Here is a 12,150-nt window from a genome sequence, read left to right on the forward strand (position 1 = left end):
CCGCGTTACTTGTACTCCCCGCGACGGAACGCGTCGACGGCCGCGCGGTATCCCTCGCGGAACGTCGGAAACGCGAAGTCGTAGCCCAACTCGCGGAGCCGGTCGTTCGAGCAGCGCTTGCTCGTACGCAGGCGGCGCTCCGCCGGCTCGGAGAGGTCGCCCGCCTCCAAGCGCTCCTCGACGGTCTGTTTCTCGGGCTGGTCGACGCCGGCTTCGTCGGCGAGCCAGTCCGCGAATTTCCACTTCGAGACCGGTTCGTCGTCCACCGCCAGCAGCACCTCGGCGTCGGCGGCCGCGTCGTCGGTGAGCGCGAACCGCACGACGCCCGCGGCGTCCTCCTGGTGGACCATGTTCAGGTAGCCCTCCGTGACCGGGCCGTCGAGGTATCGGAGCAAGCGGTAGCGGTCCGGGCCGTAGAGCCCAGCGAAGCGCACGACGGTCGCGTCCATCCCGAACTCGAGCGCGCGCTCACGGGTGACCCGCTCGGCTTCCACGAGCACCTTCGTCTTCTCCGTCGTCGGGTCCAGCGGCGTCTCCTCGTCCACCCAGTCGCCGTCGTGGTCGCCGTAGACGCCCGTACTGGACGTGTAGACGAACTGGTCTGGTGAGTGCTCGCGGTCGCCGAAGTGCTCGATTGCCGTCCGCACGCCCTCGACGTACACCTCGCGGGCGGCGTCCGCCCCACGGCCGCCCGAACTCGCTGCGAACACCGCGGCGTCGACATCCGGTACCGCCGCCAGCGAGTCTGCGTCGGTGACGTCCGCCTGCACGGCGTCGAAGCCGGCGTCCCGAATCGCCGCGAGCCCCGCTTCGGAGCGCCGGACCCCGACGGGGTCGTGACCGGCTGCTGCGAGTTGGCGGCCGAGTTCGAGCCCGACGTACCCGCAGCCCAGAATCGCGACGTCCATCAATACGGGTTCTCGGTGGCGACGTAGCGGTAGATGCGGGCGTACTCGTCGAGGGTCATCGGCTGGCGCCCCTCGATTTTCTGTTGAATCTCCTTCGGGTCGAACTCATCGTCGAGCCCGCTGGCGAGCGACTCCACGTCCATCACGGCGGAGCTCATCTGCAACATGAGGTTATCCCGGACTTCCAGCAGGAGGCCTTCGGCGTCCGGCCAGTCGTCGCTGACGGCGAAGACGCCCGCAGCCTCCTCGACGGTGAGTTCGACCGAGTCGCCGTCGACGAGCGCTGCGAGTCGTTCCGCGTCGACGCCCGACGCGGCTGCGACGGCGTCGACGCCCTCCGCTTCGACGACGCGCGCCAGCGCCGCCTCGTACTCCGCGCGAACGTCCCCGGCGGTCACTGCCTCGGCGTCCTGGATTTCGTCGGCTAGCACGCTTCCCAGTACGTGCTCGGCGTTCAAGGAGGCTACGCTTGCCGCGACGGTCACCACCCCGCGGACTGCTCGTCCGCGTTCCCGTCCACGTCGCCGACGCCGCGCGGCCCCGCCGGCACGACCACGCCAATCGTCGCGTCGACCTCGAACGACACGCGCTCGTTGCGCCCGACGCGCTCCGCGTCGCCGTCACCGTCCACGTCGAACGCCACAGTCGCGTTTTCCCGGACGTACTCCGTTCCCTCACCTGGTCCGACTGGCGACCCGCCGTCGGCGCGAATCGTGAACCGGGCGTACGACCCCCGCACGGACACCGACCACGCGTTCGCCGTCGCGTACCAGAACCCCGGAACGGGCGCCAGCGGCAGCCCCGCAGGTACCGCGCCGACGTCCGCCGCGCCGAGGCGCTTCGCAGCTTTCTCGGCGGCTACCGAGCCAGCCTCGGAGAGCGCGTTCTCCGCGATTGCGCCCCCGATGCGGTGTGCGAGGGTCGCCGTGTCCCGCACGACGCTGCTCTCCACGCGAACCGCCTCGCTATCTGCGACTTCCGCGGAGGCTATGCGGAGCCGCGTCGCCAACTGGTCGCGCTGCTGTGGCGTCGCGTCGGTGATACGAGCGGCCTCCGCTGCGACCACTTCCGCCGCCGCCCGGACAGCCGCCGGCGTCGACTCGGAGCGCACTGCCGTCGCGGGTGGCGTCACAGCCGCAGTCCGGGTCGTCCGTCCCGAAGCGTTCGAGGAACGCACGCATGGGACGCGATGGTCGCGTTCCCCGGATAAACCCTCGCAGCGCGAGTATCACGGGCCTGTCCGCGCGCTCGACGTACACCAGCGTCGTCGGGCCGTCGAGGGTCGGGTCGTCGCTGCACGTCGCGACGCGGACGGGGAGCGTACGCTGGTGTTCGGGGCTGTCCGGGAGTTTCGAGACGAGTCGCGGCGGACTGTCCCGGACGGCGAGCGTCGCATCCTCGGGGAGGTCGAGGCGGAGTGTGCGGCGCGGGGCAGTGTCGACGGTCTCACCGGGGTCGTTCCGGCGGTGGAGGCTGTCGACGGCGTCTGCGACGCGGTCCGCGCTCGCGCTGACGACCGCGCTGTCCCGCGTTCGGGTCGCGTGGTCGACCGCCGGCTGGGCGGCCGCGAGGAGCGCGAGCGCGAACGTGACGGCCAGCACCACGCGGACGGTCACAGCGACTCCCGCACGCGGTCGAGTAGCGAGTCGTCGTCCTCCGAGCGCTCGGCGTCGAGAGTGGGCGTGTTGTCGCTGCTCGATTGGCCGCCGTGCGCAACGTCCCCGGTTTCGTTGGCGTGTGCCCTGTCCCGGGTGGCTTGAGCCGGGCGCGGCTGCTGCTCTTCGAGGCGTTCGACGGCTTCGCGGGCGGCGTCCGCGCGGCGCTGGACGCGCTCGTTGACGGCTTCGAGGTCGCCGACGTAGCCGTGCAGCGACTGCACCGTGGCGTCGAGGGCGTCCAGTCGCTCCGCGAGTTCGGCGAGGTCTGCTTCGATGCCGTCGAGGCGGTCGTGGACGGCCGCCGCGTCGGAGAGGTCGCTGACGGCGGTGTCGGCGTCGGTCACCGCGCGCTCTACCACTCGCAGCCGTTCGGCGAGGTCGTCGTCGGACACGCCAGGGAGTGGTCGCGCTCTCCGGGTTAAGTATCGGGGCGGCGCAACGTTGATTGCTTCCGGCCGAGATGCAGGGAGTATGAAAGCCGCCCTCATCGGCGTCGGCCAGGCCGGCGGAAAGGTCACCGAAGCCCTCCTCGAAGAAGACCGCCGTGCCGGCTACGACGCCGTCCGTGGCGCACTCGCAGTCAACACCGCGAAGGCCGACCTCGAACCGCTCGACATCGACACCATGCTCGTCGGCCAGGAGCGCGTGAAGGGCCACGGCGTCGGCGCGGACAACGAACTCGGCGCGGAAGTGATGCAGAGCGACCTCGGCGAGGTCGTCGGCGAACTCGACGGCGTCGTCGACGCACAGACGGAAGCCATCTTCGTCGTCGCCGGACTCGGCGGCGGCACCGGCTCCGGTGGCGCGCCCGTACTGGCGAAGGAACTCCAGCGCGTCCACGAGATTCCGGTGTACGCGCTCGGCATCCTCCCGGGCCGCGACGAGGGCGGCATCTACCAGGCCAACGCCGGCCGCTCGCTGAAGACGCTCGTGCGGGAGGCCGACTCCACGCTGCTCGTGGACAACGACGCGTGGCGGAAGACCGGCGAGAGCGTCACGGAAGCGTTCGACGCCATCAACGAGCGCATCGCGCGCCGTGTCGGCATCCTGCTCGCCGCGGGCGAGAACGTCGAGGGCGTCGGGGAGAGCGTCGTCGACGCCAGCGAGGTCATCAACACGCTCAAGTCCGGAAACATGTCCGCAGTCGGGTTCGCGAGCGCGGACGCCGCCCCCGACGCCGGCGAGAACGTCAACGTCATCACGTCGACCGCTCGCAAGTCGCTGCTCACGGGGATGAGCGTCCCCGAGACGACCGAAGCGGGCGCGGCGCTAGTCGTCGTCGCGGGCGAAGCCGACCGCGTCTCCCGGAAGGGTGTCGAGAAGGCGCGGGCGTGGGTCGAAGAGGAGACCCGCAGCATGCAGGTCCGGGGCGGGGACTTCCCGCTGGACTCCGACAAAATCGCCGTGCTCGTGCTGTTGTCGGGTATCGCGCGCTCCGACCGCATCGAGCAGTTCATGGAACGCGCCAAGGAAGCCAGCGAGTCCGTCGAGGAAGAGCAGGTCACCGAGGACTTCCAGAACGACGAACTCGACGACCTGCTCTGAGCGCGGTACTCGCGAACGCAGTCTCCTCGTCGCCCGTCACTCCCGGAGGACGACGACCGGCGTGTCGGTCCGGTCGAGGACCGCCCGTGAGACGGGGCCGAGGAACTTCGCGTCGTCGGGGAGTTCCTCGGTTTCGCCCATGACGACGAGGTTGTGTCGCTGCGCGCGCTCCGCGATTGCGCGGCCGGCGTCGTCGTGGACCTCGACGGTGACGTCGACGGCGTCCGCCGCGAACCCCTGTTCGACGAGGGCCGCCTTCACGGACGCCAGCGTCTCCGTCGCGGCGTCGATTTCGCCGCGGTCGCTGGCGGCGTGGAACAGTTCGAGGGTGAACAGCGAGTCTACGTCCAGTCCGGAGAGGAACGTGACGACCTCGTCCCGCCGGCGGGCGTCCCGGAGGGGGACGAGCACGTTGGTCCACATCGTGACGTGACCGCCGACTAGCACCGCGTCGGCGTCGGTCGACTCGGCGATGCGGTCCTGGAGCGCCGCCGCCTCGGCACCGGGCCGGCCGAAGTGGAGTTGCACCGACGTCGACGCGCCGCCGCGGCTGAACTGCGCGGCCATCTCGTAGAGGACGGCCTGGGCGTCGGTCTCGTGGGCGGCGCGAGCGGTCTCCGGGGAGACGCCCTCCGGGAGTTCCCAGTAACCGAACAGGACGACGTCGAACCCGCTCAGGCCGACGATGTTGCCGTCGTCGAGCGGGTAGACGTTCGGGTCCGGGAACACGACCGGTACCAGCAGCGTTTGTGCGGACATCTCGGTGGGTCGGAGTCACCGGACGGGAACCAATAGGCTGTCGGATGTTCCGGGAACGTGCGAGGCTCGCGACGAGAACGAGCGAATCAATACGAGAGCGGTCGCGTCAGCCGCTCACACGAGCGTCTCGCCGTCGAACTCGCGGGCGTCGAAGTCGACGTCGAGGAGGTCCAAAAGCGTCGGCGTGATGTCGAAGAGGTCCGTCCCCTCGGGAACGGAGACGTCGGGGGCGTCGGAGAGCAGCGTGGCGTTCTCGAAGGAGTGCATGCCGTTGCGCGGGCCGACGCTGAACACGTCGTCCGCGCCGGAGAAGCCGGCCTTGAGGTCGAAGCCGTGGTTCGGGATGGCGACGAGGTCGGGCGCGATTTCGTCGTGCGCGCCGTCGAAGGCCTCCTCCTTGGGGACGACGCGGTCGACGACCGGCTCGCCGTCCGGGCCCTCCAGCGCGAGCAGTTCCTCCTTGAGTTCAGCGCGCACGTCCTCGTAGTCGTCCTCCGGGACGCTCCCGCGAGGCTCGCGGTCTTCGAGGTTGATGTAGAAGCGCCCGGGGATGAACGAGTACGCCTTCGTGTCGTCGCTGATGTCTTCAAGGCTGTCGTGGTCCTCGTCCTCGAAGGAGAGCCAGCCCTCGTTCTCCAGCCACTGGTTGAGGTGGACCTCGTAGTCCTCGCTGGTGAACCCGTGGTCGGAGGCGACGACGAGCGAGACGTCGTCGTCGAGTTCGTCGCGGATTTCGCCGATGTACTCGTCGACCTTCTCGTAGAACTCGAGGAACTCGTCGCTGTTCTCGCCGTCCTGCTCGTAGTCCTTGAACAGGAAGTGGTTGACGCGGTCGGTCGTCATGAACACGCCGAAGAAGAGGTCCCAGTCGTCCTCCCGGATGTAGTTCAGGAACGCCTCCTGACGGGCGTCGATGGTCTCGTGGGCGTCCTCGATGAAGTCGGTCTTGTCCTCCTGGTGGCCGAGTTTGGCGTTCGTGTCGATGCGGTAGCCGATGGAGTCGAGGTAGTCACCGACCTCCTCGGGGTGCGACCCCTTCTCGATGCCCGGGGAGAGGAACCCCGAGACCATCCGCTGGACGTTGCGCTGGGGCGGGAACGTGACGGGGACGTTGAGAACGGTGGCGTCCCGGCCGGCGTCAGTCACGCGGTCCCAGACCCGGTCGGCCTGGACGTCCCGGCCCATCGGGACGTACGTGTCGTAGCTGCCGACCTCGCGGTCCTGGAACCCGTAGACGCCGGTCTCGCCGGGGTTGACGCCCGTCGTGAGCGACGGCCAGCACGCGCTGGACTCGGGCGGGACGATGCTGTCGATGGCACCGCCGCCACCCGATTCGATGACGTCGTGGAGGTTCGGGAACGTCTCGGGCTCGTCCCGGATTAGGCTGTACGGGACACCGTCGATGCCGATGAACGCGACCCGCGAACCTTCGTCGCCGCGGAGTCGGTCGAACAGACCCATACACGCCGAGTCGCCGCTGACGTACTAAAGGGTTGGTCTTACGGCGGCACCTGGCCGGTGTCCGCGACACCAGCCACGTTTGCCACCTCAGGCCTGTTCGAACGCCGAGAACAGTGCCTTCCGCGTGCTGGCGTCGATGAGTTCGTCGAGCGTGGACTGCTGGTCGGAGCTCACGCGGCTGAACAGCCCGAGCGGGACGCGCGCGGTCGCGGTGTCGGCGTCGCCGCCGAGCGCGTTCGTCTGGTCGAACGCCGACGAGAGGACGTCCATCGCGCTCGTGCGCACGTCGTCGGCGCGACACGCCGTGACGACGGTGTCCTCGTGGACGCCGAACGCGGCCGCCGAGGAGACGCCGTCGAGCCGGAGGAGGGTGTCGGCGGCTTCTTCGAGCGCGCTCGCCGAGGGGACGCTACCGACGTTCGTGACCGCGAAACTCGCGCGGCGCTCGCGGTTGGCGATGGCGTGCCCGATGACGTCGAACGTCTCGCCGCTCATGCCCGGTGCGCGGAGCGCGTCGATGGTGCCCTGGTCGGCGAACTCCTGGAGGAAGGTGGCGGCGCGGAAGTCCTCGCGGGAGCGCACGCGCCGGAACTCCCGGGTGCCGGCGCGGATGCCGTAGAGGAGCGCCGTGGCGACGTCCTGTTCGGGGGTGCGGCCGGCGCGCTCGACGAACCGAGCGACGATGGTGGACGTAGAGCCGGCTTCGTCGCCGGCAATCACGAGCGAGTGGTCGACGGCAGCGGGCCGGTGGCGGATGACGGCGACGACCGGCGGCCGGCCAGCGAACGACGGGACGGTACCGCCGCCGCCGACGGCGACCGCGCCGTCGTAGTCGTCGACGGAGTCGCCGGCGACATCCAGCGAGACGTTGAACAGGTTACAGAAGGCCTTCGCGTCGTCGCTGGTGACGTCGTCCTCGGCGAGAATGCGCGCGGTGACGCCCCAATCGTTGCAGAGTTCGCGGAGACCGATGGCGGCCGCGAGCGCGTCGACGCTGGGGTTCTCGGGGACGACGAGCGCAACGGATTCGAGTCCGGCGATGGTGTCGCGGAGCTGCGCGAAGTGCTGGTCGTCCGGCTCGGCGCGGCGGCGTCGGAGCGCCGCAGTGACGGCGTACCCGCCGGCACCGCCGACTGCGACGATACCGGCGACGAGCGCGAGCACGGGCGCGGAGACCGTGCCGACCTCGGGGAGCATTACGCCGAGAGTCCACGTGAATCGTTAAGTATGTTGTCCCGCTGGGTCCGTGGGAGCCGGTCAGTGGGTGGCGTCCGTCGCGCTCGTGGTGGCCGCTCGGTCGTCCTCGTCGTCGCTGTCCGCGGACTGGAAGTTCGTCGGAACGACGGTGACGTGGTGAACGCCGAAGTCGGAGTGACTGGCAGCCATTACACTCACTCGTACGGCTCACCCCCAGAAATAATTACCCATGCGCATAACACATCGGCGCAGCGGCGCGTGATTCCTCGTGGTTATGGCCGCCGCTGGTCGGCGTGAAAACGGAGAGAGTCGGGGGTCGCGGCGTTACGCGAAGTTCTCGTCGTAGAGGTCCTGCGCGTGCTCGATGGCGTCCTTGGCCGCCTGCGCGCCCTCAAAGCCGAGCGTCTCGACCTCCTTGCCGGCTTCCAGATTCTTGTACGTCTCGAAGAACTCCTCGATTTCGTCGAGTTGCTGCTGGGGGATGTCCTCGAGGTCGTCGATGTGGTCGTAGCGGGGGTCCTCGTCGGGCACCGCGATGACCTTGTCGTCCTTCTCGCCGTCGTCGTCCATCCGCATCAGCGCGACCGGGCGCGCCTCGATGACGCAGCCGGGGAACGTCTGGTCCTCGACGAGCACGAGCACGTCGAAGGGGTCCTCGTCGTCGTAGTACGACTGCGGGAGGAAGCCGTAGTCCGAGGGGTAGTGGACGTTGCTGTGGAGCACGCGGTCCAGCACCACGCCCGGGATGTCCTTGTCGTACTCGTACTTGTTGCGCTCGCCTTTCAGGCACTCGACGACCGCGTAAATCACGTCGGGTGCGTCCGGTCCGGTCTCGAGGTCTTCCCAGAGGTTCGCCATGGCGCACGGTGTTTGTCGGGCGGAAATAGGCTTTTCCATCCCGGTACGAAGGGGTGTGGTATGGTAAAGCATGTCTCGAACGTACGGTCGTTCAGGGTCGATGGACCCCCCGAAAACGGCTGCCTTTCAACGTTTTCACCGAAGAAAATTGCGCGAATCACTCGTTAGGCCGGAAAATGCCACCTCGCAGAAGTTAAATAGCCAGATGCCTTTCGGTCAGCTATGTCAGAGGCACAACCTGCTGCACGTACGGACGTGCGCGACCTGACTGCGTTCCAGAAGAACATCCTCACCGTACTCGCCGAGGAGGCGCGCTACGGTCTCGCCATCAAGCGCGAACTCGAAGACTACTACGGTCAGGAAGTCAACCACGGCCGACTCTACCCGAACCTCGACGACCTCGTCAACAAGGGGCTCGTCGAGAAGTCGGAACTCGACAAGCGAACGAACCAGTACGAGCTCACCGACGACGGCTTCGACGCCGTCCTCGACGACCTCGAGTGGACGCTCTCGAAGTTCCTCACCGACGAGGACCGCAAGGAGCAGGTTCGCGACATCGTCGCCGAGAACTAACGGTTCTCCAGCGCTACAACTTTTCACACTCGAGGGCCCGTAGCGGCAGCGCCGCCTACTGTTCGGGTGCAGCGTCGGACGCAGACGCCGAGTCGTCGCGCTCGTCGTCGGCTGCGACCTCGAAAATCAGCGCCAGGGACTCCTCGACGCGTTCCTGCTGTTCGTCGGTCGGCCACGCGTTCCGCGGGAAGTACTCCGCAAGGAACTCCTCGCGCTCGCGGTCGTCGGCCGTGTCCATCGAGCGCGCGTAGTAGTTGTTCATGAATTCGGCGAACGCCGCGGCGTTGTCGCCGTGGACGTCGCCGTGGCGCTCGCGCACGCGCTCGACGAGTTGCTCGTTGCGCGCGGCTGCCTCCTCGTAGTCGCCCTGTTCGCCGGGGCCGGACAGCGACACCTCGGCCGCGCGGTCGGTGTCCTCGACGTCGTCCAACTGGACGCGGCCGTCGTCGCCGAGCCACTCGCCGGGGTAACAGACGAGCGTGTCGTCGCGCTCGCGCAGGCGCGGGACGAACCCGTGTTCGGCGAGCAGGCTCTCGCGGCGGTCGCGGTACGCTTCGGCCGCGGCGTCGTCGACCGCGTCGCGGGCGAGGCGAGTGAGGCGTTCCGCTTCGTCGACTACGTCGTCGGGGAGGTCAGTCATCGTCGAGGGCTTCGTTGGCTAGCTCGTCGGCGCGGTCGTTTACCTCTCTCGGAATGTGGGTCAGCGACCACTCCTCGAACCGTTCGAGCAGTTCCCGGGCGCGGACGCGCTTCTCCCGGAGTTCGGGGTCGTTGGTGTCCCACGCGCCCTTGACCTGCTTCTCGACGAGCTGGGAGTCTCCGCGAATCTCGATTTCGTCGAACCCGAAGTCGGCGGCGGCTTCGAGCACGGCGAGCAGCGCCTCGTACTCGGCCTGGTTGTTGGTCGCGCGGCCGATGCGTTCACTACCCTCCGCGACGATGCCGTCACCGGAGACCAACACCCAGCCGACGGCGGCGGGGCCGGGGTTGCCGCGGCTCGCGCCGTCGAAGTACGCGTGGACGCGGCCGCCGCGGTCCGGTTCGACGACGGCGGTGATGTCCGTGGGGTTGCTGCCTTGGACGACGAGTTTGTCGTCGTAGGCGACGGCGTGGGCGTCCCCGAGGTCGGCGTGCCAGCGCTCGTACTCGGAGTTCCCCTCGCTGAACGACGCGCCCGCTGCGTCGAGTCGTTCGCGCGCGTCGTCGACGTCACACTCTACGACGGGCATTAAGGCGAAGTCACCCCGCCTCCCGTATATGGGTTACTATCCCAGAACGCGCGTTCGAGCGGGTCTCGGCGGCGTTAACGTGGGTTTCACGCCGTCTCGCGCCGGTCTTGTGTCGTCTGTGAGAGGTTCCAAACCGCCAACGGATTTAAACGTTTGCGAAACGCTAATATAAAAATGCGATGACACGGTCCACTCGCCAGCGGGAGCGAGAAACGGCGACAGAGCAGGAGGAGTCCGAGGAGGGCGTACGGGAGTGCCCGGAGTGCGGCTCTGACAACCTCGTGAAGAGCTCGGACCGCGCGGAGCTGGTCTGCAACGACTGTGGTCTGGTCGTCGAGGAGGAGCAGATCGACCCCGGTCCGGAATGGCGCGCGTTCAACCACCAGGAACGACAGGAGAAGTCGCGGGTCGGTGCCCCCACCACGCAGACGATGCACGACAAGGGCCTGACCACGACCATCGACTGGAAAGACAAGGACGCCTACGGGCGTTCCATCTCGTCGAAGAAGCGCTCGCAGATGCACCGCCTGCGGAAGTGGCAGGAGCGCATCCGCACGAAGGACGCCGGCGAGCGCAACCTCCAGTTCGCGCTGTCGGAAATCGACCGCATGGCCTCCGCGCTCGGCGTGCCGCGCTCGGTGCGCGAGGTCGCGTCGGTCATCTACCGCCGTGCGCTCAAAGAGGATCTCATCCGCGGCCGCTCCATCGAGGGCGTCGCGACGAGCGCGCTGTACGCGGCCTGTCGGAAGGAGGGCATCCCCCGGAGTCTCGAAGAGATTTCGGAGGTGTCCCGGGTCGAGCGCAAGGAGATCGGTCGCACGTATCGCTACATCTCCCAGGAGCTCGGACTAGAGATGAAGCCCGTCGACCCGAAGAAGTACGTGCCCCGGTTCTGCTCGGAACTCGAACTCTCCGAGGAAGTCCAGGCGAAAGCCAACGAGATTATCGAGACGACTGCCGAGAAGGGACTGCTCTCGGGCAAGTCCCCGACCGGCTACGCGGCGGCCGCAATCTACGCCGCGTCCCTGCTCTGCAACGAGAAGAAGACCCAGCGCGAGGTCGCGGACGTCGCGCAGGTGACGGAAGTCACCATCCGGAACCGCTACCAGGAGCAGATCGAGGCGATGGGCATCCACAGCTAGGCTGTCCCGCCTCCGGTTCCGTTCTCACCCTCTCCAGCAGCGCCGCTGCCGGCAGTCCACCCGCATCGAAGGGGTTTTGCCCTGGCCATTTTAATGGGGGCACATGACTACCCCGTGGGACGACTGGGACCACGTGCTCAAGGTGGACCCGGACAAGTCGCTGGCCGACGGCGACACGTTCGACGACGTCTGCCAGACGGGCACCGACGCCATCGAAATCGGCGGCACGATGGACGTGACGACCGAGAAGATGCGGCGGGTCATCGACGCCTGCCGGAAACACGACGTACCGCTCTACCAGGAACCGTCCAATCCTGCGGTCGTCGTCGAGGACGACGCCCTCGACGGCTACCTCGTGCCGGTCGTGTTGAACGCCGGCGACCCGTTCTGGATTACGGGCGCGCACAAGGAGTGGGTCCGCATCGGCGACCTCGACTGGGAGCGCACCGCTACCGAGGCGTACGTCGTGTTGAACGACGAGGCGAGCGTCGCCGAGTACACGGACGCCGACTGTGACCTCGACGCCGACGAGGTGGCGGCGTACGCGGAGGTCGCCGAGAAGATGCTCGGCCAGGACATCGTCTACGTCGAGTACTCCGGCATGCTCGGCGACCCCGACGTCGTCGGCGCCGCCCGCGACGCGCTCGACGACGCGACGCTGTTCTACGGCGGCGGCATCCGCGACTACGACGCCGCCTACGAGATGGGCGAGCGCGCGGACACCATCGTCGTCGGCGACCTGCTCCACGACGAAGGCGTGGACGCCGTCACGGAGACGGTGCGCGGCGTCAACGACGCCCACGAGTAACGACGCTCGTCC

The 12,150-nt window shown here is 68.1% G+C and carries 16 protein-coding genes; 4 read left to right on the forward strand and 12 right to left on the reverse strand.

The window, feature by feature from the left end; translation table 11 throughout:
- Window positions 1-5: 5 nt before the first annotated feature.
- From LPA44_RS01290 to LPA44_RS01310, 5 genes are read right to left on the reverse strand one after another with little or no spacing between them, the layout of a single operon-like run.
- Window positions 6-908 (reverse strand): SDR family oxidoreductase, encoded by a 903-nt coding sequence (locus LPA44_RS01290; RefSeq protein ID WP_230887792.1) that lies wholly within the window; start codon window positions 906-908, stop codon window positions 6-8.
- Window positions 908-1,393: a DUF5791 family protein gene (locus tag LPA44_RS01295; RefSeq protein WP_230887793.1), complete on the reverse strand. Its 486-nt coding sequence runs from the start codon at window positions 1,391-1,393 to the stop codon at window positions 908-910. The genes LPA44_RS01290 and LPA44_RS01295 overlap by 1 nt, the downstream gene beginning before the upstream one ends.
- Window positions 1,390-1,974: a DUF7286 family protein gene (locus tag LPA44_RS01300; protein ID WP_442903355.1), complete on the reverse strand. Its 585-nt coding sequence runs from the start codon at window positions 1,972-1,974 to the stop codon at window positions 1,390-1,392. The genes LPA44_RS01295 and LPA44_RS01300 overlap by 4 nt, the downstream gene beginning before the upstream one ends.
- Window positions 1,874-2,524: a DUF7311 family protein gene (locus tag LPA44_RS01305; protein ID WP_230887795.1), complete on the reverse strand. Its 651-nt coding sequence runs from the start codon at window positions 2,522-2,524 to the stop codon at window positions 1,874-1,876. Before LPA44_RS01305 ends, LPA44_RS01300 begins: the two co-directional genes overlap by 101 nt.
- Window positions 2,521-2,958: a DUF7310 family coiled-coil domain-containing protein gene (locus LPA44_RS01310; protein WP_230887796.1), complete on the reverse strand. Its 438-nt coding sequence runs from the start codon at window positions 2,956-2,958 to the stop codon at window positions 2,521-2,523. The genes LPA44_RS01305 and LPA44_RS01310 overlap by 4 nt, the downstream gene beginning before the upstream one ends.
- Window positions 2,959-3,037: 79 nt before the next feature.
- On the opposite strand from LPA44_RS01310, the gene LPA44_RS01315 reads away from it, so the two are divergent.
- Window positions 3,038-4,111, forward strand: a complete 1,074-nt coding sequence (locus LPA44_RS01315) for a tubulin/FtsZ family protein (RefSeq protein WP_230887797.1) — start codon at window positions 3,038-3,040, stop codon at window positions 4,109-4,111.
- A gap of 36 nt (window positions 4,112-4,147) precedes the next feature.
- On the opposite strand, the gene LPA44_RS01320 is transcribed toward LPA44_RS01315, so the two are convergent.
- The 5 genes from LPA44_RS01320 to LPA44_RS01335 all read right to left on the reverse strand — a co-directional run bounded on the left by LPA44_RS01320 (window position 4,148) and on the right by LPA44_RS01335 (window position 8,386).
- A complete protein-coding gene (locus LPA44_RS01320) occupies window positions 4,148-4,870 on the reverse strand; it encodes a universal stress protein (RefSeq protein WP_230887798.1) in 723 nt (240 codons plus the stop codon).
- Window positions 4,871-4,984: 114 nt separating this feature from the next.
- Window positions 4,985-6,331 carry an alkaline phosphatase family protein gene (locus LPA44_RS01325; protein WP_230887799.1) on the reverse strand — a complete coding sequence of 449 codons (1,347 nt, stop codon included), beginning with the start codon at window positions 6,329-6,331 and terminating at the stop codon, window positions 4,985-4,987.
- An 87-nt stretch (window positions 6,332-6,418) separates the two neighbouring features.
- Window positions 6,419-7,528 carry a DHH family phosphoesterase gene (locus LPA44_RS01330; protein WP_230887800.1) on the reverse strand — a complete coding sequence of 370 codons (1,110 nt, stop codon included), beginning with the start codon at window positions 7,526-7,528 and terminating at the stop codon, window positions 6,419-6,421.
- A gap of 60 nt (window positions 7,529-7,588) precedes the next feature.
- Entirely contained in the window at window positions 7,589-7,717 is a 129-nt protein-coding gene (locus LPA44_RS18015; RefSeq protein ID WP_269069365.1) for a hypothetical protein, read from the reverse strand.
- Between the two features lie 135 nt (window positions 7,718-7,852).
- The gene (locus LPA44_RS01335; protein WP_230887801.1) at window positions 7,853-8,386 is read right to left on the reverse strand and encodes an inorganic diphosphatase; all 534 of its coding nucleotides are present in this window, start codon (window positions 8,384-8,386) and stop codon (window positions 7,853-7,855) included.
- Window positions 8,387-8,608: 222 nt separating this feature from the next.
- Here LPA44_RS01335 and LPA44_RS01340 point away from each other — a divergent pair, with 222 nt between their 5' ends.
- Window positions 8,609-8,959: a PadR family transcriptional regulator gene (locus LPA44_RS01340; RefSeq protein WP_059055725.1), complete on the forward strand. Its 351-nt coding sequence runs from the start codon at window positions 8,609-8,611 to the stop codon at window positions 8,957-8,959.
- A gap of 55 nt (window positions 8,960-9,014) precedes the next feature.
- Here LPA44_RS01340 and LPA44_RS01345 read toward each other — a convergent pair whose 3' ends face one another.
- Window positions 9,015-9,599 (reverse strand): DUF7108 domain-containing protein, encoded by a 585-nt coding sequence (locus LPA44_RS01345; RefSeq protein ID WP_230887802.1) that lies wholly within the window; start codon window positions 9,597-9,599, stop codon window positions 9,015-9,017.
- Complete coding sequence (gene rnhA, locus LPA44_RS01350) at window positions 9,592-10,188, reverse strand: ribonuclease HI (RefSeq protein WP_230887803.1); 597 nt, start codon at window positions 10,186-10,188, stop codon at window positions 9,592-9,594. Before rnhA ends, LPA44_RS01345 begins: the two co-directional genes overlap by 8 nt.
- Before the next feature lie 179 nt (window positions 10,189-10,367).
- Between rnhA and LPA44_RS01355 the strand changes: the two genes are divergently transcribed.
- Window positions 10,368-11,330, forward strand: a complete 963-nt coding sequence (locus LPA44_RS01355) for a transcription initiation factor IIB (protein WP_058981163.1) — start codon at window positions 10,368-10,370, stop codon at window positions 11,328-11,330.
- A 103-nt stretch (window positions 11,331-11,433) separates the two neighbouring features.
- Entirely contained in the window at window positions 11,434-12,138 is a 705-nt protein-coding gene (locus tag LPA44_RS01360) for a phosphoglycerol geranylgeranyltransferase (protein WP_230887804.1), read from the forward strand.
- Window positions 12,139-12,150: the final 12 nt, after the last annotated feature.

The sequence above is a fragment of the Halobacterium sp. KA-4 genome (assembly GCF_021028995.1).
GTDB lineage: Archaea > Halobacteriota > Halobacteria > Halobacteriales > Halobacteriaceae > Halobacterium.

What these genes read in the sequence shown, in the direction of transcription:
- LPA44_RS01290 (WP_230887792.1), bottom strand. Translation starts at nt 908, where the DNA reads ATGGACGTCGCGATTCTGGGCTGCGGGTACGTCGGGCTCGAACTCGGC.
- LPA44_RS01315 (WP_230887797.1), top strand. Translation starts at nt 3,038, where the DNA reads ATGAAAGCCGCCCTCATCGGCGTCGGCCAGGCCGGCGGAAAGGTCACC.
- LPA44_RS01320 (WP_230887798.1), bottom strand. Translation starts at nt 4,870, where the DNA reads ATGTCCGCACAAACGCTGCTGGTACCGGTCGTGTTCCCGGACCCGAAC.
- LPA44_RS01325 (WP_230887799.1), bottom strand. Translation starts at nt 6,331, where the DNA reads ATGGGTCTGTTCGACCGACTCCGCGGCGACGAAGGTTCGCGGGTCGCG.
- LPA44_RS01330 (WP_230887800.1), bottom strand. Translation starts at nt 7,528, where the DNA reads ATGCTCCCCGAGGTCGGCACGGTCTCCGCGCCCGTGCTCGCGCTCGTC.
- LPA44_RS18015 (WP_269069365.1), bottom strand. Translation starts at nt 7,717, where the DNA reads ATGGCTGCCAGTCACTCCGACTTCGGCGTTCACCACGTCACCGTCGTT.
- LPA44_RS01335 (WP_230887801.1), bottom strand. Translation starts at nt 8,386, where the DNA reads ATGGCGAACCTCTGGGAAGACCTCGAGACCGGACCGGACGCACCCGAC.
- LPA44_RS01340 (WP_059055725.1), top strand. Translation starts at nt 8,609, where the DNA reads ATGTCAGAGGCACAACCTGCTGCACGTACGGACGTGCGCGACCTGACT.
- LPA44_RS01345 (WP_230887802.1), bottom strand. Translation starts at nt 9,599, where the DNA reads ATGACTGACCTCCCCGACGACGTAGTCGACGAAGCGGAACGCCTCACT.
- rnhA (WP_230887803.1), bottom strand. Translation starts at nt 10,188, where the DNA reads ATGCCCGTCGTAGAGTGTGACGTCGACGACGCGCGCGAACGACTCGAC.
- LPA44_RS01355 (WP_058981163.1), top strand. Translation starts at nt 10,368, where the DNA reads ATGACACGGTCCACTCGCCAGCGGGAGCGAGAAACGGCGACAGAGCAG.
- LPA44_RS01360 (WP_230887804.1), top strand. Translation starts at nt 11,434, where the DNA reads ATGACTACCCCGTGGGACGACTGGGACCACGTGCTCAAGGTGGACCCG.